14 protein-coding genes are annotated in these 21,654 nt (G+C 32.9%); 5 read left to right on the top strand and 9 right to left on the bottom strand.

Going from position 1 to position 21,654, the window contains the following annotated elements; translation table 11 throughout:
• The first annotated feature begins 248 nt into the window (after positions 1–248).
• The gene (gene metK / locus NLJ00_RS07870) at positions 249–1,499 is read left to right on the top strand and encodes a methionine adenosyltransferase (protein ID WP_256636809.1); all 1,251 of its coding nucleotides are present in this window, start codon (positions 249–251) and stop codon (positions 1,497–1,499) included.
• A gap of 138 nt (positions 1,500–1,637) precedes the next feature.
• A complete protein-coding gene (locus NLJ00_RS07865) occupies positions 1,638–3,404 on the top strand; it encodes a DUF4153 domain-containing protein (protein WP_256636808.1) in 1,767 nt (588 codons plus the stop codon).
• Between the two features lie 58 nt (positions 3,405–3,462).
• On the opposite strand, the gene NLJ00_RS07860 is transcribed toward NLJ00_RS07865, so the two are convergent.
• The 3 genes from NLJ00_RS07860 to NLJ00_RS07850 form a co-directional block, all read right to left on the bottom strand.
• Complete coding sequence (locus tag NLJ00_RS07860) at positions 3,463–5,715, bottom strand: hypothetical protein (RefSeq protein ID WP_256636807.1); 2,253 nt, start codon at positions 5,713–5,715, stop codon at positions 3,463–3,465.
• Positions 5,716–5,802: 87 nt separating this feature from the next.
• Entirely contained in the window at positions 5,803–8,490 is a 2,688-nt protein-coding gene (locus tag NLJ00_RS07855; RefSeq protein WP_256636806.1) for a carboxypeptidase-like regulatory domain-containing protein, read from the bottom strand.
• Between the two features lie 90 nt (positions 8,491–8,580).
• On the bottom strand, positions 8,581–9,465 hold the full coding sequence (locus NLJ00_RS07850) for a GLPGLI family protein (RefSeq protein ID WP_256636805.1): 885 nt from the start codon (positions 9,463–9,465) through the stop codon (positions 8,581–8,583).
• Between the two features lie 233 nt (positions 9,466–9,698).
• On the opposite strand from NLJ00_RS07850, the gene NLJ00_RS07845 reads away from it, so the two are divergent.
• Positions 9,699–10,502, top strand: coding sequence for a hypothetical protein (locus tag NLJ00_RS07845; protein WP_256636804.1), 804 nt, complete (start codon positions 9,699–9,701; stop codon positions 10,500–10,502).
• Positions 10,502–11,116: a deoxynucleoside kinase gene (locus tag NLJ00_RS07840; RefSeq protein WP_053470079.1), complete on the top strand. Its 615-nt coding sequence runs from the start codon at positions 10,502–10,504 to the stop codon at positions 11,114–11,116. The genes NLJ00_RS07845 and NLJ00_RS07840 overlap by 1 nt, the downstream gene beginning before the upstream one ends.
• A 598-nt stretch (positions 11,117–11,714) precedes the next feature.
• On the opposite strand, the gene NLJ00_RS07835 is transcribed toward NLJ00_RS07840, so the two are convergent.
• The 6 genes from NLJ00_RS07835 to NLJ00_RS07810 form a co-directional block, all read right to left on the bottom strand.
• Positions 11,715–14,267 (bottom strand): sodium-translocating pyrophosphatase, encoded by a 2,553-nt coding sequence (locus tag NLJ00_RS07835; protein WP_053470078.1) that lies wholly within the window; start codon positions 14,265–14,267, stop codon positions 11,715–11,717.
• A 113-nt stretch (positions 14,268–14,380) separates the two neighbouring features.
• Positions 14,381–14,911 (bottom strand): inorganic diphosphatase, encoded by a 531-nt coding sequence (locus NLJ00_RS07830; protein ID WP_053470077.1) that lies wholly within the window; start codon positions 14,909–14,911, stop codon positions 14,381–14,383.
• A gap of 132 nt (positions 14,912–15,043) precedes the next feature.
• Positions 15,044–15,643, bottom strand: a complete 600-nt coding sequence (locus tag NLJ00_RS07825) for a DNA-3-methyladenine glycosylase family protein (protein WP_256636803.1) — start codon at positions 15,641–15,643, stop codon at positions 15,044–15,046.
• Between the two features lie 12 nt (positions 15,644–15,655).
• Complete coding sequence (locus NLJ00_RS07820) at positions 15,656–16,708, bottom strand: acyltransferase (protein ID WP_256636802.1); 1,053 nt, start codon at positions 16,706–16,708, stop codon at positions 15,656–15,658.
• 51 nt (positions 16,709–16,759) lie between these two features.
• Entirely contained in the window at positions 16,760–19,261 is a 2,502-nt protein-coding gene (locus tag NLJ00_RS07815; protein ID WP_256636801.1) for a DUF5686 and carboxypeptidase-like regulatory domain-containing protein, read from the bottom strand.
• Between the two features lie 69 nt (positions 19,262–19,330).
• Positions 19,331–20,308, bottom strand: coding sequence for a pyruvate dehydrogenase complex E1 component subunit beta (locus NLJ00_RS07810; RefSeq protein WP_053470073.1), 978 nt, complete (start codon positions 20,306–20,308; stop codon positions 19,331–19,333).
• A gap of 503 nt (positions 20,309–20,811) precedes the next feature.
• Here NLJ00_RS07810 and NLJ00_RS07805 point away from each other — a divergent pair.
• Positions 20,812–21,558, top strand: a complete 747-nt coding sequence (locus NLJ00_RS07805) for an electron transfer flavoprotein subunit beta/FixA family protein (protein WP_256636800.1) — start codon at positions 20,812–20,814, stop codon at positions 21,556–21,558.
• The last annotated feature ends 96 nt before the right edge of the window (positions 21,559–21,654 follow it).

The following is a 21,654-nucleotide window of genomic DNA, read 5'->3' as shown; positions in this document are numbered from 1 at the left end:
TACTGTTAAATTTCTGCTATAAAAAATAAAAAAAGTTGAACTTTAATTTGCAAATCAAAATGGTTTTATACCTTTGCACGCGAATACAGAGGAAAAATTTGAACTGATTGCAACCTCTTCATAATGAAATGATTCGTTATGGATGCCGAAACTAAGATTTTGGTAGTAAAAAATGCTAAAGCAGGAATTCTCCTTTAGCACTTTCAGCAATTACTTTTCCTCGCTTAATGTTAATTTAATAAATTATTATGGCTTATTTATTTACGTCAGAATCTGTTAGTGAAGGGCATCCAGACAAAGTTGCAGATCAAATTTCGGATGCTTTAATTGATAACTTTCTGGCATTTGATGCTGACTCAAAAGTAGCTTGCGAAACATTAGTTACTACAGGTCAGGTTATTTTAGCAGGTGAAGTAAAATCGAATACTTATCTTGATGTACAACAAATTGCACGTGAGGTAATCCGTAAAATTGGATATACTAAAAGTGAATATATGTTTGAAGCAAATTCTTGTGGAATTCTTTCAGCAATTCACGAGCAGTCTGCAGACATTAACCAAGGTGTTGACAGAGCTAAGCCAGAAGAGCAAGGTGCAGGTGATCAGGGAATGATGTTTGGGTACGCTACAAATGAAACTGAAAACTATATGCCTCTAGCTCTTGATTTATCTCATAAATTATTACAAGAGTTAGCGATTTTAAGACGTGAAAATAAAGAAATCACGTATTTACGTCCAGATGCTAAATCTCAGGTAACTTTAGAATACAGCGACGATAACAAACCAACTCGTATTGATGCGATTGTTATTTCAACGCAGCATGATGATTTTGATGAAGAAGCTGTAATGCTTGCTAAAATCAAAAAAGATATTATCGAAATTCTTATTCCTAGAATTATCGCTAAAAACCCAACTCACGCGCATTTATTCAACGATAAAATCAACTACCATATTAACCCAACAGGAAAATTCGTTATTGGAGGACCTCACGGAGATACTGGTTTAACAGGAAGAAAAATCATTGTTGATACTTACGGTGGAAAAGGTGCTCACGGTGGTGGTGCATTCTCTGGAAAAGATCCAAGTAAAGTAGACAGAAGTGCTGCTTATGCAACTCGTCATATCGCTAAAAACTTAGTTGCTGCAGGTGTTGCTGACGAAATCTTAGTTCAGGTTTCTTACGCTATTGGAGTTGCTGAACCAATGGGAATTTTCATTGAAACTTACGGAACTTCTAAAGTAAACTTAACTAACGGTGAAATCGCTAAAAAAGTAGAAGCTATTTTTGATATGCGTCCTTACTTTATCGAACAGCGTTTGAAATTAAGAAATCCAATTTATAGTGAAACTGCTGCTTACGGACACATGGGACGTAAACCAGAAACGGTTACTAAAACTTTCTCTGCTCCAGGCGGAAACGAAAAAACGGTTACTGTTGAATTGTTTACATGGGAGAAACTTGATTTTGTTGACCAAGTAAAAGCTGCTTTTGGACTATAATTCATAGCTAAACACGATTAATATTTTTTAATCTTACTTATATATATTACCCCGAATTCTATTCGTTTAGAGTTCGGGGTTTTTATTTGGTTATTTGATGGCATTTGCTTTTCTTAGTACAAATTAACTGACCAAAAAATGAGTAAACTTCCATCGTTACAAAATGTTCTGAATGCCACATTAAAAACTGTTCTGAGATTTCCTTTAGAAACTATAACCGCAATTTTAGGTACTGTTTTCGCTATTTTATTTATTAGGCAAGATCGTGTATATGATGATGAATTCTACATCAAAGCCATTATGAGCTGCTCATTATGTCTGGTATGGTTTGTTTCTGCAAGTTTGTTTTTTGCTGCAAAACACAAAAACGGTATAATCCGGTTTGTAGTTAGTTTATTGTTTAGTGTACCATTAGTCGCTTTTGTATTTAATTTTGGAGAAAGAATCTCAGAGGTTGAAGCGCAGCAGTTTTTTGTATTCAGCCTAGCTTTACATTTATTGGTTTCTTTTGCAGGTTTTTTACCAAGAACTTATAATCAGGAAGAGTTTTGGGAGTTTAACAAACAGCTTTTTTTACGAATTCTTACGGCTGGCTTATATAGTATAGTTCTTTATACTGGTTTAGCTTTAGCAATTTTAGCCGTAGATAAATTATTTAAAGTGAAGTTTGATAGTAAAATCTACGGATATCTATTTTTTACTATTGCCGGAATTTTTAATACTGTTTTCTTTTTAAGCGGTGTTCCTGAAACCAATAGTAAAGAATATCCGCTTCGTTTAAACTATCCTAAAGGACTTAAAAATTTCACTCAGTTTGTTTTATTACCTTTAATAAGCATTTATTTGGTGATTTTGATTTGTTATGAAGCCAAAATCCTTATCACACTTTCATTACCTGTCGGCTGGGTTTCTTATCTTGTTTTAGCATTTGCAATTGTTGGAATTCTTTCTTTTTTACTGGTTCATCCTATTGCAAATGAAAATGGGAATTTATGGATGCGAACTTTTAATCGCTGGTTTTATTTTTTATTAATTCCGTTATTGGCATTATTGTTTTGGGCTATTTTATACCGAATCAATCTTTACGGATTTACACACGAACGTTATTATGTTTTCTTATTATCAATTTGGCTTACTATTGTTGTAGGTTATTTTCTAATCTCAAAATATCCAAAAATAAAATTCATTCCTATAAGTATGTGTCTGGCAGGATTGCTTTCTATTGTGGGTCCGCAAAGTGCTAATTCTGTTTCAAAATACAGTCAATTATCACGGTTTGAAAGTTATCTGCAAAAAGCTGAAAACAAAAAATTGACTTTTGAACAAGAACAGGAATTAAGCAGCATTGTTGATTTTTTAGATAAAAATTATACTCTTGAAGATATGCTTCCGTATGCAAATACGAAATTAGATACGTTATATAAAAAAGACAAAGATCCCGGCTCATATAAGATTATGGAAAGTTTAGGTCATGAGTACAGATCCAGATATGATCGAAAAGATGATGCTGACGATATTTTTAATTATTATTTCTATGAAGATACTGATGAAATAGTAGATATCCACGGATATGATTTCATAATCGTTTTATACAAAAACAGTCCATACGAGTGCAAAAGCTGTTTAACTATTGGCAAGAATATTTATTCTATCAAATCTAAAGCTACAGATTATGGTCAGGATTTAATAATCAATCAAGATATTATTCCGCTAAAAATAAACGATTTCATCAATTCATCTTCTGGCTTTAATAACAATAACTCAGACAAAAAAATTGAGCAGCGAATTGAGAATTCAAAATACACTATTTTACTAACTTATTTGAGTGCAAATGGAGATATTGAAAACAAGAAAAAAACTCCAGAAAATTACCAGATCAAAGTGATGGTAGGTATTAAAAAATAAAAAAGAACCCGACAAAATTTAAAATCTTGTCGGGTTTTCTTTTTATAAGTTTTGAACTTTAATACGTTCCGTTTTGCATTTTTGAAAGCGTTTCTTTTATATCGCTTGCGGTTACTTCTTCAACTTCCGGAGTTAAATATTTTACTGCCAAAGTCTGTGTTGCAATTGCTTTTTCTTTTTGACCGTCTTTATAATATAATTGCGCCAAAGTATCTAAATAATACGGATTGTTTTTTGTTACAACTAAACTGTATTCTGACCAAACAATAGCACTTTTTATAAATGAAGCATTCTGAGGTTTTAAAACCACAGTCCATGCCGTAGAATTACAAAGGTTTGAATGATAATCTTTAAAAGCATTCCATCCGTCATAAGAATAACTTGAAGTTGGATCTAACGAAGTATATATGACATCTAATTTTTCAATTGGGCTTCCTTTTTCTGAAGCCAAGTTGGAGTCAAAATAACTGCTAAAATCTTTTAGGAAATTCGTATTTGAACCGTCTTTATCTTCAATTTGGCTTAAATAATCAAAATAATTTCGGTACGATTCAAAATTTCCTTTTCCTAAAGCAATGATCTTTTTATAAATAGAAATATTCTTTTCTTTATTTACTTCTCCCGAAGTTCCTTCCTGAGAAATATAAGTGTTTTGCTGTAATGCAGAAGAAATTTCAGAAACTACATTTCCTAAAGTATGTATTTCTCCTTCTTTACTATTGAATGCTGTACGTTCAGCTTCAATTGCGTCAGAATGTTTTAAAAGATAATCTATCGCTAAATAATCTGTATCGTTTAAGATTCTGTCTTCATTAAAAAGCTGTTTTGTAAACCCTTGGTTTTTGATTTCTTTTACAATTGTTTCAACTAAATACAAGTTTGGTTTTGCATCTTTTTGATGTGCTTCAATCAGTTTTTTCCAGGTTTGAGCAATCTCTTTTTTATCTACAGCTGTTTTTGTTATCGCAAATTCAGTTGGGTTATCTTCTGTGACAACATAATCTGAATCATAATCATACGAAGATTCTAAAACCGAAGCTCTATTAAAAGCTCTGATCAAATCTGCGTCGGCTGCCTTTTTGTTTTTAAAGATTTTATCAATCGTTACAAAAACATCTGCACGCAAAAGTTTTCTGTAAAGATCTCCATAATAATTAAAGTGATATGATTTGTCTGATAAATCAGATTTTGCAACGGCTAATACATCTCCATTTCCGTTTAAAACAACTACGCTCGGATCGTTTGTAATTTTATTGTTTTTCAGCCACTTTTTATCATCGGCTCCAGCCAGATAATAATTAAAAACATCATATTGCGGATTATATGCTTCGTACATATTATATCCGGTTTGCGTTTCCTGATCTTTTACAAAAGCATCGAAACTTTGTTTTGCCAATTTATTTTTGTCATTGGCTAAAACAACTAAATACTTATTGGTACTTGCTCCTTTAGTAGATTCAATTGCCTTTTTAAGGTTGTTTTCGATTTTTAGTTTGAAATCAAATTTTACAACATTAGGATCAACTGCATAATCAACCACAGCTGCAGCAGCCGTATCAACAGCAACTCCGGTTCCAAAATCTTCATTTAAATAATCAACTTTACCCGGATAAGTCCATTTTGAAACCGTTTGATTTTCAAGAGGCGTAACTTTTGATTTTTTTACAGGCTGTGGCTCTTTTTCATTTAGAAATACCAATGGATTTTTTCCTCCTTTTTCAGAGATTTTTAATTCATTTGTTTTCTTGTCATAAAATCCGGCAAGTTTTAAATCGCCTAAAACTTCTAGTTCGTAATTAATCGTTATTTCAGCAGCATCTTTTGGTACAGCATATTTTTCTAAATGACTATTTCCGTCATATTCTTCATAAACTAAGTATAAAAAATCTGATTTTTCGATTTCAAATTCTAAATCTGTTTTTGTCCATTCAGGATCCAGTTTCGTTTTTATATCCGAAATTCTTTGGTATTGAATTTCTTCTGTACCGTTTTGAGTTCCTATATAAAAAGAATAATAAGATGGATCTAAAAATTTAATCTTGATGTTTTTTGCTTTTTTATCAGTTACAAACGACAGATCAAATCTGTTTTCTGCAGTTGGATTTCTACTAAAAACTAACGAGTCGCCTTTAATTTCATAACCTCCCGTATAAAAAACTAATTCGTATTTATTATCGTCTAATAAATTCAGTTTGATTTTCTGACCTTTGGCGGCAGATAAATAAGTCCCTTTTTCGATACCTTTTGTTTGAGAAAAAGACATAAAAATTCCCGAAGTAAATAGCAATAAACTCCAAATAGAATTGCGCATAATATAAAAATTTGGCTGTTAATATTCATGTAAAGATATTCTATTCTTACTAAAATAAACTCCTAAATTTTAAATTAAGTCAATCTATTATAAATTATATTTCATTGAAAAGATAATGTAGCGCGGCTGAACCGTATATTGAGAAACTCTTGTAGAGAACTGCGTAAAGTTATCATCATTAAGATATCTGGTGTTTAACAAATTGGTTGCCGAAACTTTATACTCCCATTTGCTGTTTTTCTTTTGATAAATTAAACTAGCGCTTAAAAAATCATATTCGTTATCGACCGTTTTATCTCCGTTATAATAATGGTAGAATTCATATTCTGAAACAAAAGAAAAACTATCCAAAAAGTAATAATCTAATCTTGCGAAAGGTTTGTCTGTATAAAATGTAGAACCGCTGTATTTATTCACCAAAAGATTGTACCCAAATTCGATATTCGGCAGGTTTTTATAATTGGTTGAAGCTCTAACTGTATAACTTTGCACAAAACTTTCTGTGGTTCTCAAATCATCATTTTGAATGTTATTGAATTTTGACCAGTTCAAACTTGCATTTACTGATGCTTTGTAATTCTTTAAAAACGAACGTCCGTAAGCTCCCATTCCTGAGAAAGTTTCATCGGCTAAGTTTGAATTATAGGGAACCGATGATTGATTAATTCCATCAAAATTGGCTTCTGTTTTAATCGCATCCACTTTTCTTGTATAGGTTGCATTCGCGAAAATATTCTCGAAATTGAACATATTGTATTTGAAATAACGAAGTGTATGAACTTGCGAAGTTGCGTTTTCTAAAGTACGATCTCCACGAAATAAACTGCTGTAATCTGACAAAACGTAACCTGCCGCCAATTGATTAATATCGGTAAAATCATTTGTTAAAGAGAAATTATACGTCAAAGTTTCTGATTTTTTGATTTGGTATAAAGCAAAGAAATCAGGTAATATTTTGGTGAAACTTTGAGAATAATTTGAACCCAATTGTCCGTTTGTCATTTGGTAAGAATGCAGACTAACTCCAGGCGTCAAAGTAAATTTTCCTGTTAGAATTTTATAATGGAAACCTAAAAATGCATCATTAAAACGATAATCAACATCATTATTATTTTCTGAATTATTCAAATCATTTCTGTCTCCGTTATCCAGCATTTGAAAAATATGAGAATTGAAGTTTTGATATGAATAGGTATTTCCCAACGTAACATTGAAATTACTTTTTGGCGTAACCATATAGTAGTAATCTAGTTTTGCATCGAGTTTATTGGTTTTCACAAAACGATCCTGATTTAAATCGTTCCGATCCTGACCCGGAATATATCCTGACAAATTGAAAGGAAGTGTTCGCAGATTCGCATTATAAAATGGATTTTCGTCCTGATACAAATGCTGCATTTCAAAAGCAAAAATATTCTTTTCGCTTTGTGTATAATACAAACTCAAATTTTGATTAACCGAAGTTGGATCTTGTTTCTTATTTGTAAAAATAGTTTCTGAGTCAGGAATCTTATTTACAATTTGTTCACGAAGTAAATCGGTATCTTCTTCCTGTTTTGATAATTTGGTCAGGATATCATAATCAAACTGAAATTTATCGTTTGGCTTATAAGTTGAACTCAGTTTAAACAATCCTAAATTGTTTTTTTGATGCGTTAATTCGTCTCTTTTCTGCTGATCTCCAGAATCTAAAATCGTAGTCTGTGATTTGGTTTCTAAATCGGTTTTTGAAGTCGAAAGAATTCCGAAACCACTTATATTCCAAGCTTTTGTTGGAGAATAAGAGAAGTTTGTTGCACCAAATTTGGTTTCAATTTCTTTTGCCCGATTGTTTCTTAAAACCGAAATTCCTAAATCATTTGATGAAACATTAAAAGAACTTCCGCCTTTTTTCATCATGTTTTTAAATCCACCCGTAAACTTAAAATAATCCTGCGCCGTAAGAGGCAGTTCTCCAATATTATTAAAATTGGTAATTAAATTTATACTGTATTTCGGACTGTAATAAAACAGTTTTGGATTTATAATATAACGGCTGTCGAGTTCTGCAACACCAATTCCGGCCGTCATATCTCCAAACCAAAAGTTCTTTTTACCTTCTTTCAGTTTAATATTCATCGCCACATTTTCCTGATCGTTTTCAAGACCTTTTAAAGCGCTTACTTCGTTGTAATTTCGTAAAACCTGAACTTTATCAATCGCATCTGCAGGAATATTTTTAACGCCCAGTTTGGTATCTCCGTCAAAAAAGTCTTTTCCTTCCACCATTAATTTACTTACTTTTTTTCCTTCAACCTCAATCTCACCATCGGCATTTACCTCAACGCCCGGAAGTTTTTTCAGGACATCTTCAAGCTTTTTTTCTGTTCCAGATTTAAACGAATCGGCATTGTAAACAATAGTGTCGCCTTTTATAGAAACCGGCATTTCACGAACGATTTCAACTCCTTCGAGTTCTATTCCCGCGCCGTCCATAATAATATTTTGAACGATATTTTCCGTTTTGGTAGAAATGGCTATTTCTTTCGATTTCATTCCCAGATAACTTACTTTAACCGTGTAAGAAGCATTTGGTTTTAAAGTCAATTGAAATTTACCTTTATCATTGGTAATTCCGTACGAATCCATTGCTTTTGTAGCATTGTTGACCGCCATAATATTGGCCATCTCCAACGGATTTTTTTGTTCATCCTGAATAAATCCATCGAAACGAACACTTTGAGAAAAGCATATAGAAGTAAAAAGTAAGGCAAATAAAAAAAGTGTCTTATTCATTATCAGAATATTGGAAGTTGTACCCGAGCGAAAGCGAACGGGCGAAGCAATTTTGGAATTTGGGATTTGAAATTTGGAGTTTTACAAATTTTATCTTCCCATTGGCATTGCAGCCCCGGACGTACGTCCGCGGTTCATTTCTCTAAATTCTTCCATTTTTTTAATCACCGTTTCATCGTACTCTTTTTGAGAAACTACTTTTCCTTTTTTAGATGGTTTTATCTCCGCTTTTTCTTTGGCATTCAAAACAATTTTAGAACATAAAATAACTGTTTTTCCATCGTTTACTTCTAAAATCAGACCTGGTAATCCCCAATAATTTTCTGGTCCCTGATTAACCGGAATTTCCGGTGTATACCAAGCGGTAACTGTAATTTCTTTTGGGATTTCAAAATTGTCTTCAAAATTAGTTTTTGTCTCTCCCGATGTTTTTTTGGCTTCATCTTTTTTGTCATTATTTTTAGGTCTGAAGTTTCTAAAATCGGTTTTACTGGCTTCTTTTACAGCCGTTGCTTTGAAGCAATTATAACCGCCAATTTGCTTGGTTTCCTGTTCCAGTTTCCAGTTTAATTTTGGCAGAGAATCAACAACGAGAAATTCTTTTCCCATAAATTCTTTATCAACAGTATACGATTTAGCTTTTACATCTTTGTAAAAAGTTCCGCCGCCGCCCATCACCGAGCTCATCATAACTCGAAAACCGCCTTGTTGTCCCGGAGCTTCCAGTTTTTCTTCTTCTTTATAGATAGAAGCTGTTTTATCAAAATTCAATATGAAAGTTTTCTCCAGCATTTGTTTCATACGCTCTTCCATACTTTTTTGCATTTCTGGCGTAATGTCCCGATTTCCGGCACGCATTCCTTCAAATTTAGGAGCCTGGGTTTTAGACTCGTAAACGGCCATTCCCTGAAAATCTTTTTGTGCATGTACTTGTGTAAAAGCAAATATTAAGAGTAAATAAGATAGTTTTTTCATGTGGTTTTATTTAATAAGGTTGTGAAGTCTTGTAAAACTTAAATTCAAATTTATTACTAATTTTAAAATACTGAAAATTAAATATATCAACGCCAGAATGGTATCGACAAAATCTAATCTTTGTAAGACTACTCTAATTTACAAAGGTTTAAATTCAAAAAACAGCCAAAACTCTAATTTTAAGATATTCTTTAACGTAGTTTTTGTACTTTGGCTTTTGAAATTATACTATTATGAGTAAAACAATACGCCAAATTTTATTATTGCTGTTTATTGCGTGTTCGTTTTCGACTTTTTTTGGGCAAAGCCAAAAAGTAAATGCTTCTCTAATTTCAAAATTCAAAATTGATGCTGATGAATTTATTGGCTATGACTCTTTTGGATATTCTTATCAAATAAAAAACAATGTTTTTAGCAAAATAAAAGGAAACGAAGTCTTTGAATACAAGAATGTTTCGTCAGGAAATATTACAAAAGTTGATATTCAGAATCCGCTTAAAATTGTTTTGTTCTATGAAGATTTCAACATTGTTATTTTATTGGATAATCAATTGAATAAAATGACCGAAATTAATTTTTCACAAAATACAAATCCTATCGTTGTCAGCGCTATTGGAATGTCAACTCAAAATCAGCTTTGGATTTTTAATACGTTGAATCAACAGATTTGCCTTTTTGATTATTTAAAAAATGAATACAAAACGGTTTCTATTCCGTTAACCGAAGGCATAAAATATTACCAAACCGACTTTAATACTTTTTATTGGATTGATAAAAAAAACAATTGGTTTTCATGTGATATATTTGGAAAAATTTCAAGTTTGGGCAATGTTTCTGATTTTGATAAAATGGAAATAATTTCTTCTCAAAAATTCATTTTCAGCAAAGCTAACTTGCTGTATTTGAGAGAAAATACTAACACAATTTCTGAAATTGAAGTTTTAGAAAAAACGTTTGACAAATTCTATTACAAAGACCAAATTTTATCTATTTTTACAACTAAAGAAATTGTAAATTATAAAATCGTAACACCGTAATGCACATAGCAATAGCAGGAAATATAGGCGCAGGAAAAACTACATTAACTAAATTATTAGCCAAACATTTTAAATGGGAGCCTCATTATGAAGATGTGGTTGATAATCCGTACTTAGACGATTTTTACCATCAAATGGAACGCTGGTCGTTTAACTTACAAATCTATTTCCTGAATAGTCGTTTTCGTCAGGTTTTGCAAATTCGCGAAAGCGGTAAAAAAATCATTCAGGACAGAACGATTTATGAAGATGCGCATATTTTTGCTCCCAATTTATATGCAATGGGATTGATGACAAGCCGTGATTTTGAAAATTACACGTCTTTGTTTGAATTAATGGAATCGTTGGTAAAAGCTCCGGATTTATTGATTTATTTAAGAAGTTCTATTCCTAATCTTGTTGGACAAATTCACAAACGCGGACGCGAATACGAAAACTCTATTTCGATCGATTATTTAAGCCGTTTGAACGAAAGATATGAAGCATGGATTCAGACTTACACGAAAGGAAAATTATTGATTATTGATGTTGATAATATTAATTTTGTTGATAATCCTGAAGATTTAGGAAACATCATTAATAGAATTGATGCTGAATTGAATGGATTGTTCTAGAACACGAATTTCACCGATTTGCACGAAATAAAAAAATGCCTCTAAATAATTTTAGAGGCATTTTTGTTTTATGAGACTTTTCAAAAATTTAAAGCCAGGATTATTATTTAATATTTTTTAGATTGAATCGTAATGTATAGTCCCTACGGGACATTATTCCAACTGCTTTTTATTTTTTCTACCGATATTTAACTCCTAAAGGAGTATGATTTTTCGTTCTTTATTCTTTTACCAAATATTTAATTCTTATAAGGAATATGATTGTCTATTCTTTATCCATTTATCAAATATTTAATTCCTAATGATATATCTCGTAGAGATTATATATCGGTAGAATATTATCGCACCACCTAATATTTGTCCCGTAGGGACTATACCAAACGAGATGATTCTTTATCAAATATTTTATTCCTAAAAGTATATATCTCGTAGAGATTACATATCGGTAGAACATTATCGCACCACCTAACATTTGTCCCGTAGGGACTATACCAAAGGATCAAGTTTCTTACTCGATCAAAATTCATTAAATAAAAAAAATGCCTCTAAAATTATTTAGAGGCATTTTCGTTTTATGAAACTTTGACAAAGCTATTTTTTATTTTGCAGTTGCTGCGCTAATTTTTGCTTCAACTTCTTCTTCTGTTCCTTCGTAAACTTCTGTGGTTGTTTTACCGTTTTCAGTTTTGGTTACAGTTCCGGTAGTTTTTCCGTTGTCATTTCTTAAATCAACGCGAACAGATTTTTTCTCATATTTACTTGTATCGAAACAATCTGTTTTTTGATATTTTCCGGTTTTATCAAAATGTGCTAAACATTTTGCTGTTTCTTCTTCAGTACAGCCTTTTTCTTTGCACATTTTAATACATTCTTCTTTTGTCATTCCTGATAAATCTCCGCATTTAGAAACTCCTCCGGCATGCATTTCAGTTTTTGCACAACAAGAAGCTTTTCCTGCGATGTTTGATTCAGAATGTCCATCACCTAAAATTGGCGCAATTACTAATCCAATCAAACAAGTTAGTTTAATTAAGATGTTCATTGATGGTCCGGATGTATCTTTAAACGGATCTCCAACTGTATCTCCGGTCACGGCAGCTTTGTGTGCATCAGAACCTTTATAAGTCATTTCACCGTTGATCATAACTCCGGCTTCAAAAGATTTTTTAGCATTGTCCCAGGCACCTCCGGCATTGTTTTGGAAAACTGCCCAAAGAACTCCGGAAACCGTAACTCCGGCCATATATCCTCCTAACATTTCAGCAATTAACTGGTTGTTATCTGAGTAAACTAATTTTCCTAAAAGTACAATTGCAATTGGGAAACCAATCGTTAAAATTCCCGGAAGCATCATTTCGCGTAAAGCGGCTTTTGTAGAAATTTCAACACATTTTCCATATTCCGGTTTTCCGGTTCCTTCCATAATTCCAGGAATTTCCTTAAACTGACGGCGTACTTCATAAACCATATCCATCGCTGCTTTTCCAACAGAATTCATCGCTAAAGCAGAGAAAACCACCGGAATCATTCCACCCACAAATAACATCGCTAAAACCGGTGCTTTGAAAATATTGATTCCGTCAATTCCTGTAAACGTTACGTATGCTGCAAATAAAGCTAATGAAGTTAAAGCTGCAGAAGCAATTGCAAAACCTTTTCCGGTTGCTGCAGTTGTGTTTCCAACAGAATCTAAAATGTCAGTTCTTGTACGAACTTCTTTTGGTAATTCACTCATTTCAGCAATTCCTCCAGCGTTATCAGAAATTGGCCCGAAAGCATCAATTGCTAATTGCATCGCAGTTGTTGCCATCATGGCTGAAGCTGCTAGCGCCACTCCGTAAAATCCTGCCAAAGCATATGAAATCCAGATCGCACCGGCAAACAATAATACGGTTGGGAAAGTCGAAATCATTCCCGTTGCTAAACCAGCAATTACGTTTGTTCCCGCTCCTGTAGATGATTTTTGAACAATTGCCAAAACTGGTTTTGTTCCTAATCCTGTATAATATTCTGTTACTGATGAAATAGCTCCACCAACAACTAGACCGACTAATGTTGCATAAAAAACACGCAATGATGAAATGTCTTTTGATCCTTCTCCAAAGAAAGTCATCTGCATAGTTTCAGGAAGCATATATTGTACTAAAAAGAAACAAGCTACGGCCGTTAAAGCAATAGAAACCCAGTTTCCTATATTTAATGCTTTTTGAACTTGTGCTTCTTTCGCATTGTCATCTGAAATTTTTACTAATGTTGTTCCGATAATAGAGAATAAAATTCCGAAACCGGCAATTGCCATTGGAAGTAAAATTGGACCAATTCCGCCAAAAGCGTCATTGATACTTCCGCCCATATCTTTTATAACATAGTTACCTAGTACCATTGCTGCAAGAACTGTTGCTACGTAAGATCCGAATAAATCGGCACCCATACCGGCAACGTCACCAACATTGTCTCCAACGTTATCTGCAATTGTTGCAGGGTTTCTTGGATCATCTTCCGGAATTCCGGCTTCTACTTTACCTACTAAATCGGCACCAACGTCGGCCGCTTTTGTGTAGATTCCGCCACCCACTCTGGCAAATAATGCGATAGATTCTGCACCAAGAGAAAATCCTGCTAAAGTTTCTAAAACAACGGTCATTGTTTCAGTATCTTTCCAAACTCCGTCAGAAAATAAATTAAAGAAAATGATGAAAAAAGTAGTTAAACCCAAAACTGCAAGACCTGCAACGCCCAGTCCCATTACGGTTCCGCCTCCAAAAGACACTTTTAGTGCCTGTGGTAAACTTGTACGTGCCGCTTGTGTTGTTCTAACGTTTGTTTTGGTTGCGATTTTCATACCTATATTACCTGCATAAGCTGAAAATAATGCGCCAAAAATAAATGCAATTACGATCAATAAATGTGTTTTTACACCCGGAATAAAAGTAATTCCTGCCAAAGCTAAACTTGCAATAATAACAAAGATGGTTAATAGTTTATATTCGGCTTTTAAGAAGGCTAAGGCCCCTTCGTAGATGTAATCTGAAATCTCTTTCATTTTACCGTCTCCCGCGTCTTGTTTTAAAACCCAAGTCCTTTTTATTCCCATGAAAAGTAATCCTAAAACTGCCATGACAATTGGCAGGTAAATCATAAATGCATTCATAATATATTAATGGTTTTGGTTAATAGTCAACAATCTAACTGAAACGAATTTAAACAAAAAAGCAATACTCCTGACGGCAGTATTGCTTTTTTTATAATAAAATAGGGTATAAATTATTTAATACTAAATAATCCCTCTGGTTTGTTTTCAATATCGTTAAAACGTTTTGTACACTCAGCAATAATTGCAAATGCTTCGTTTACGTCTCCCCATCCTTCTACATCTACTTGTTTGTTTTCAAGATCTTTGTAAACCTGAAAGAAATGCTCGATTTCTTTTAATAAGTGTCCATTAATATCTGAAAGGTCATTTAATGAATTCCAGATTGGATCTGAAACTGGTACACAAATAATTTTTTCGTCTGGTCCTTTATCATCTGCCATGTGGAAAACACCAATTGGTTTTACTTCCATAACACATCCGGGAAAAGTTGGTTCGTTTACTAAAACCAATACATCAAGAGGGTCACCGTCAAGTGCTAAAGTTTCAGGAATAAATCCGTAATCTGCAGGGTACATCATTGAAGAGAATAACATTCTGTCGAAACGCATTCTTTTGATTTCAAAATCGTACTCATATTTATTTCTGCTTCCTCTTGGTATTTCGATTAATACATCGAAAGTTGTTAGTTTGTCTGCGGTCATTTTCGTTTTTTATTATATCTATAATTTCGACTGCAAAAGTAACTAAACAATCCTTTTTTACAATGAAAAAAGTATATTAATCTCTGTATTTATACATTAATTAATATACTTTTCTTTTTATATAACAGACAGTTAATATATAATTTTCCTATTTCGCTTACTTAGGTAATAATGCCATAGCAAATATGTGGCATATGATCGGTACGGACTCCATTGTTCTGCATGGATTTCCATCTCTTGTTTGTCGTGAATATCAAGCAATTCTTTGATTGTATTTATGACTGCAATATCGCCCAGCGGAATTAAATCCGGTTCCTGAAGACAGAACATTAAATAGATATCAATTGTCCAGTTTCCGATTCCTTTTAGTTTAATCAGCTCTTCGCGAACTTGTTTTGCCGGTTTTGAAGCCAGACTTTCTACATCTAGTTCTTTGTTTAAAATTGCTTCGGACAAAATCTTGATGTATTTTGTTTTCTGGCGGCTTACGCCAAGACTTCGATATTCTTCATCTGTCAAAATCGCCATTGTTTCAGGATTGCAGCTTGTATAGGATTTTATTTTTAAGAATGTGGCTTTCGCCGAATCTACAGAAACCTGCTGTTCAAGAATTAGTAACACCAAAGTCTCAAAGCCCTGTGGTCGCTTTGGTATTGGCGGAAGCCCGTATTTTTCGATTATTTCCCGAAATACTGGATTTTTATTGGTTAGAAAATCTATTGCTTCTTGCATGATGGAAACTTTTTATCCTGATATATATTTACCATAAGGTAATTTATTAATAGAATATATAATCACAGTAGAGATCAACAGACAAATTAAAGTTACTAAGGGAATTGCAAATACTGGATTTATAAAATCATAATCTATTTTAACTGCCCACATAAATCGCAAAATCAAAACGTGGATCAAATAAATTCCATAACTATATTTACTGATAAAATTAGTGATTTGTATTACTACAGAATTAGTGATCTCCAGATTCTTAAAGAAAAGAAAAAGACCAACTGAAACCATCAAAATATTTAAAGAATTATAATTATAAAAATACTCTTCAAAACTATTGCTGTCGCGCGATAAAAAATAAGTCCCAAATATTGTAATACTTACTCCAATAAATACCAAAAATACGGCAGTTCCAATAATTGTTCTTTTAGGAAACGAGAAAGATTTAATTGACAAATAATATCCTAAAACCAAATAACCTATAAACCCCGAAAAATAGGTTAAATCAACATTAATTCTAAAGCTGCATAAAGCTGGCTGATTAATAAACAGAGTAAATATCCATATAATTATAAAATATAAAATCTCTTTTTCTGTAGCATTTTGAATCCATTTACTCATGATCGGCACAAATAAATATATTCCAATAATCATATAAATATACCAAAGATGATAGGAGCTCCCATTTAGTAACAGATGGAATACCCATTCAATAATTTCCCAAAAAGACATTTCATGACCTCCAGAAATATTATCGTTTAGTGCAAACATTGCATACACAAAACTCCAAAATAAGAAAGGTAAAACTATTCGTGAAAATCTTTTTTTAAGGAATTCGCTTAATTCGTATGTTCTGCTTAACATTAATACTCCTGTTAACATCACAAATACAGGCACACAAAAGCGCACAAAACTATCATAAACATTCCCTGTCCACCAAACAAAATTTGAGACATAACCATATTGATATAAAATCTCCGCTGTTACATGTACTAGAATTACACTAATCGTTGCGGCAACTCTTAGATTAGTTGCCCAGCTCATTTTATTACCCACTTGGTTTTCACTCATAAAATATTATTTGTTAATTATAATTATGAAAGCGAAGAATCTAAATGATGTTTAGAAATAAAATCCGAAAGATCCTTTTATAGCAAATTTATGGGCGTCAGGCATATCTAGATAATTTCCTCTCCATGAAAAATCAAGACGGAAAACTTTGAAGATATTTCCTATTCCTGCATTGTATTCCCAGTATACATTTTCTGGTGCATTATAAGGAAGTCCGGAAGCATTTATTTCACGATTTGCTTTAGAAATTGTTCCATGAACTGCTCTTACTCCTATAAACTCTCTCCAGTTTAACTTTCGCATAAATGGAACTCTGGCGAATAATCTTCCTCCAAAATCATGATTCCATTGTAATGTTGTATACTGATCCGTAACGAATTCGTAGAAATTCAGGTTACTAAATGTATTTTCAATGGTAAAGTAAGTCTGGTTCCCCGGAATTACACTCATTAATCCTAACGGAATTGTTCCGAATGTTTTTCCTGTTTCTATAATAATGTTAGATCTTCCTAAAGGTCCAATAATAATAGGCTGTTTGTAGAATACCTGTATTTTTTCGTAAGCAAAATCACTGTCAAAAACACCTTTTAAACCGTAGCTAAAGTTAACAAAGAAATGACTAAACGGACTGTCTACTAAATCTCTTTCTACTCCGTAACCAATAGTTTTACGGTTTGGCATATATTCAAACTGAATATTGGCTTCTGATTGTTTTACATCACTTTTTACAACTCCCATAGGGTCTGCTGCGGTTGGTAATGTTGTATAATAATCTAAACTAAATGTTTTTGATGCCGATTCTAATGTTCGATAAGAAAACCCTGCCTGAACAACAAAATTCTTTTTCGGTTCCATTTCTACCGAAATGTTACTCAAATTAATGTTGGTCAATTTTCCGTTGCTTCCGGTTGTAAACAACGCAGAAGAAGCAAAACTTCGGCCTAAAATATCATTTGTTGTGGTTAAACTGGCTCCAATCTGCTCGATGTCACGCCTGTTTCCTCCGGAAATAATAACACGTTTTTTCTTGTCGACCATCCATTTTCCAGAAACTCCGTATTTGAATTTACTGTCGTCAAATCCGTAAGCTGTATAAGCTTGTATACGCCAAGGATCATTTGGCCCGAAATAAGTTCTACCTCCTACTCTTAGCCTCAAACCTTCGACTTCATTATATCCAAATGTAGAGAAAATAGGCCCGTAATCGAAGTTTTTAAATTCGACGTAACCACTTCCCAAAATGGAGACGAGATTATACAATTGCTTAAATCGCTTGACCGTTTGCAAAGTATCGAGCATTTTATAAATACCCGCTTCGTCTTTGTTTAATTTCTCAAAACGATTTTCTTCCCAAAATTCCGGCGGTCGTTCGTAGACCGCATTGTCAATGAAATTGACTTCTTCTTTATAGAATTTCTCCGGTTTTTGAATATTGAATTTATGGTTTCGAAATAAGGTCGTTCGTTTTCCATAAACTCCTTTTGATTTTTCCTTTTTATTCAAAGCAAAATCAGACATCATATAATCGCGGGTCAATAGAAAAACAGAATCGTTATCTACTTCAAATTCTTGTTCAATATAAATGTCTTTTACCCAGTTAATATTGGCACTTTTAGTAACGCCCATATTAATTTTCTTGATCGCAAAAGTGGTATCGTTTACCCAAAAGTCTCCTTTAAAAGTCAATTCGTTTTTACGCCTCGGATAAAAAACAATATTAAAACACCATTTTTTATCAATAAAAGCACTGTCTTTCAATACATAATTGTAAACATCAATTCCTGTTCTTGAAAGCGGACTTGTAAAACTTTTGTCAAAAAATTTAAGGTGATTATCGTAAATATTATAATCTGAATAAAGGTCTTTTACAAAAGCTAAAATCTGCTGATTTCCGTTGAAACCAGACATTTTATTTCCCGTAATATTTTCTTTTACCTTTTTTAATTTATTATCTCCGTAAACATCATAAACAGATTCGTTGATAAAAATTGGCAGATACGTTTTTCCGGTAACATCTGAAGTATCAACATGATTAAACACAAACTCCATTCCTTTAAAGAGTTTGTTTTTCATGAAAGCACTATCAATCGTGTTCATATCGAACTCGACTTTTTCGTACTTCTGCATTTGATATTGATTGAATTGGTAAAGTCCGTTTTTACGTTTTCTTTCCCATATTTTTCTCAAAATATCAAGTGCTGGATTGTTCTTTTTTGATGTTTTTCCGGTATAAATTACCACTTCATTTAATGCCTGAGGTTCGCTCAAAACAATTTTAAAATCGTAATTGACTGCTTTTTCTAAAGGAACTTCCCTATCTGAAAATCCTGCAGAACTAACCAATAAAGCGGTATAAGTATTTGGAGATTCGAGATAAAAACGACCATCTTCGTTAGAAACGATTCCGGTGTTTGAACCTTTAAAAACAACATTTGCAAAAGGTATCGGCTGATTAGACTTGTCCAAAACAATTCCACTCACTTTCGTTTGTGCAGTAGCAATAGCCGCAAATGCGAATACAAAAAATAGGCTGAGTAAAATTATTCTTTTCATTGTCTGGGCAAAAAAAAACTTCATCAATTAACATGAATGATGAAGTTTTATGAGTATTCTAAATGTGTACTATTTGTATAACACTTTTTTAACTGCTTTTACTACATCACCTGCATTTGGCAACCAGTCTTTTAATAATACTGGAGAGTAAGGCGCAGGAGTATCTGCAGTTGTAATACGTTGAATTGGCGCATCAAGAAAATCAAATGCTTGCTCCTGAACGATATAAGTGATTTCAGAAGAAATACTTGCAAATGGCCAGGCTTCTTCAAGAATTACTAAACGGTTTGTTTTTTTAACAGATTTAAGAATAGCATCTTTATCCATAGGACGAACTGTTCTTAAGTCGATAATCTCACAAGAAATTCCTTCTTTAGCTAATTCATCAGCAGCGATAAAAGCTTCTTTGATGATTTTTCCAAAAGAAACGATCGTTACATCTTTTCCTTCACGTTTTACATCAGCAACTCCTAATGGAATTGTGTATTCTCCGTCTGGCACTTCTCCTTTATCACCATACATTTGTTCAGATTCCATAAAAATTACAGGATCATTATCACGAATTGCAGATTTTAAAAGTCCTTTTGCATCATAAGGAGTTGAAGGCACAACAACTTTAAGACCCGGAGTGTTTGCAAACCAATTTTCTAAAGCTTGTGAGTGAGTTGCTCCTAATTGACCTGCAGAAGCAGTTGGTCCGCGGAAAACGATTGGCACATTAAATTGTCCACCAGTCATTTGACGCATTTTAGCAGCATTATTTATAATTTGATCAATACCAACTAAACAGAAGTTGAAAGTCATATATTCTACAATAGGTCTGTTACCATTCATTGCAGAACCTACTGCAATTCCTGTAAAACCAAGCTCAGCAATTGGAGTATCGATTACTCTTTTTTCACCAAACTCAGCAAGCATTCCTTTTGAAGCTTTGTATGCTCCGTTGTATTCTGCAACTTCTTCGCCCATTAAATATATGGATTCATCGTGACGCATTTCTTCGCTCATCGCTTCACAAATGGCCTCTCTAAATTGTATTGTTCTCATATTTTATATTGTATGTTGAATTTTCTGAAGAGCAAAAATAAATATTTTAAATAACTTAAAAGCATAAATTGAATTTAAAATCGCATGAAGTTCTTTCTCTCTTTAGCTTTTAACTTTTTAAATATTATTGTGATATTTACGAAATCGATATAATAGACGTGTGACCCACACTTAATTTGTCAAATCCATTTTTTTGACAAACTTTAATCTATTTGTTTAATTCCTGTTTCTCCGAAATTCTTTCATAAGAACGGGGAAATTCAAAAATTAGTATTTACAGACCCAAACTTTAACCATTGTTTAATCTTCAAAAATTGCAAAATTCCTAACAATCAGGCAAAATGAATGCTTTTTCATTTTAAGATTCCGATCAAAACCACTTCAAAACACATAATCTTCGAAATCGTAATAGTTTTAAAAAATATTATGCATGCATAGTATAATTATTCCAAATTAAATTCTAAATTTGTAAAAGCATATTACAAATTCAAAATATATACTTTATGAAAATATTAGTTTGCATCAGCCATGTGCCTGATACTACTTCAAAAATTAACTTCTCCAATGGTGATTCAGAATTTGATACCAATGGTGTACAATATGTAATTAATCCTAATGATGAGTTTGGGCTTACACGTGCCATCTGGTTCCAAGAACAGCAAGGTGCAAATGTAACAGTTGTAAACGTTGGAGGCCCTGATACTGAACCAACATTGCGTAAAGCATTGGCAATTGGTGCAAATGAAGCAATTCGTATTAATGCAAACCCAACTGATGGATTTTTTGTTGCAAAACAATTAGCTGAAGTAATTAAAAATGGAGGTTACGATCTTGTAATTGCAGGAAAAGAATCTCTTGATTATAATGGTGGAATGGTTCCTGGAATGATTGCAGGAATTTTAGGTTCTAACTTTTTAAATTCTTGTACTTCTTTAACTGTTGACGGAAACAATGTAAAAGCGGTTCGTGAAATCGACGGTGGAAAAGAAACTGTAAGCACTACTCTTCCTTTAATTATCGGTGGTCAAAAAGGTCTTGTTGAAGAAAAAGATTTACGTATCCCGAACATGAGAGGAATCATGACAGCAAGAACTAAAGCTTTAACTATTCTTGAGCCAGTTGATGCTCCTGTAAATACAAAAGCGGTAAAATTTGAAAAACCAGCTCCAAAATCAGCAGTGAAATTAGTTTCTGCAGATAATTTAGATGAGTTAGTTAATTTATTACACAACGAGGCTAAAGTGATTTAAGATTGTAGAGTTTAGATTTTAGATTGCGGATCGCAATACTAAATCTAAAATCAACATTTGATTCACTTCAAAATCTAAAATCAATAATCTTTTTAG

The organism is Flavobacterium panici, from assembly GCF_024499525.1.
In the GTDB taxonomy this organism is placed as follows: Bacteria; Bacteroidota; Bacteroidia; order Flavobacteriales; family Flavobacteriaceae; genus Flavobacterium; species Flavobacterium panici.
Note: the sequence above shows the minus strand (reverse complement) of the source record. Positions and strands in the feature narration are given on the sequence as shown.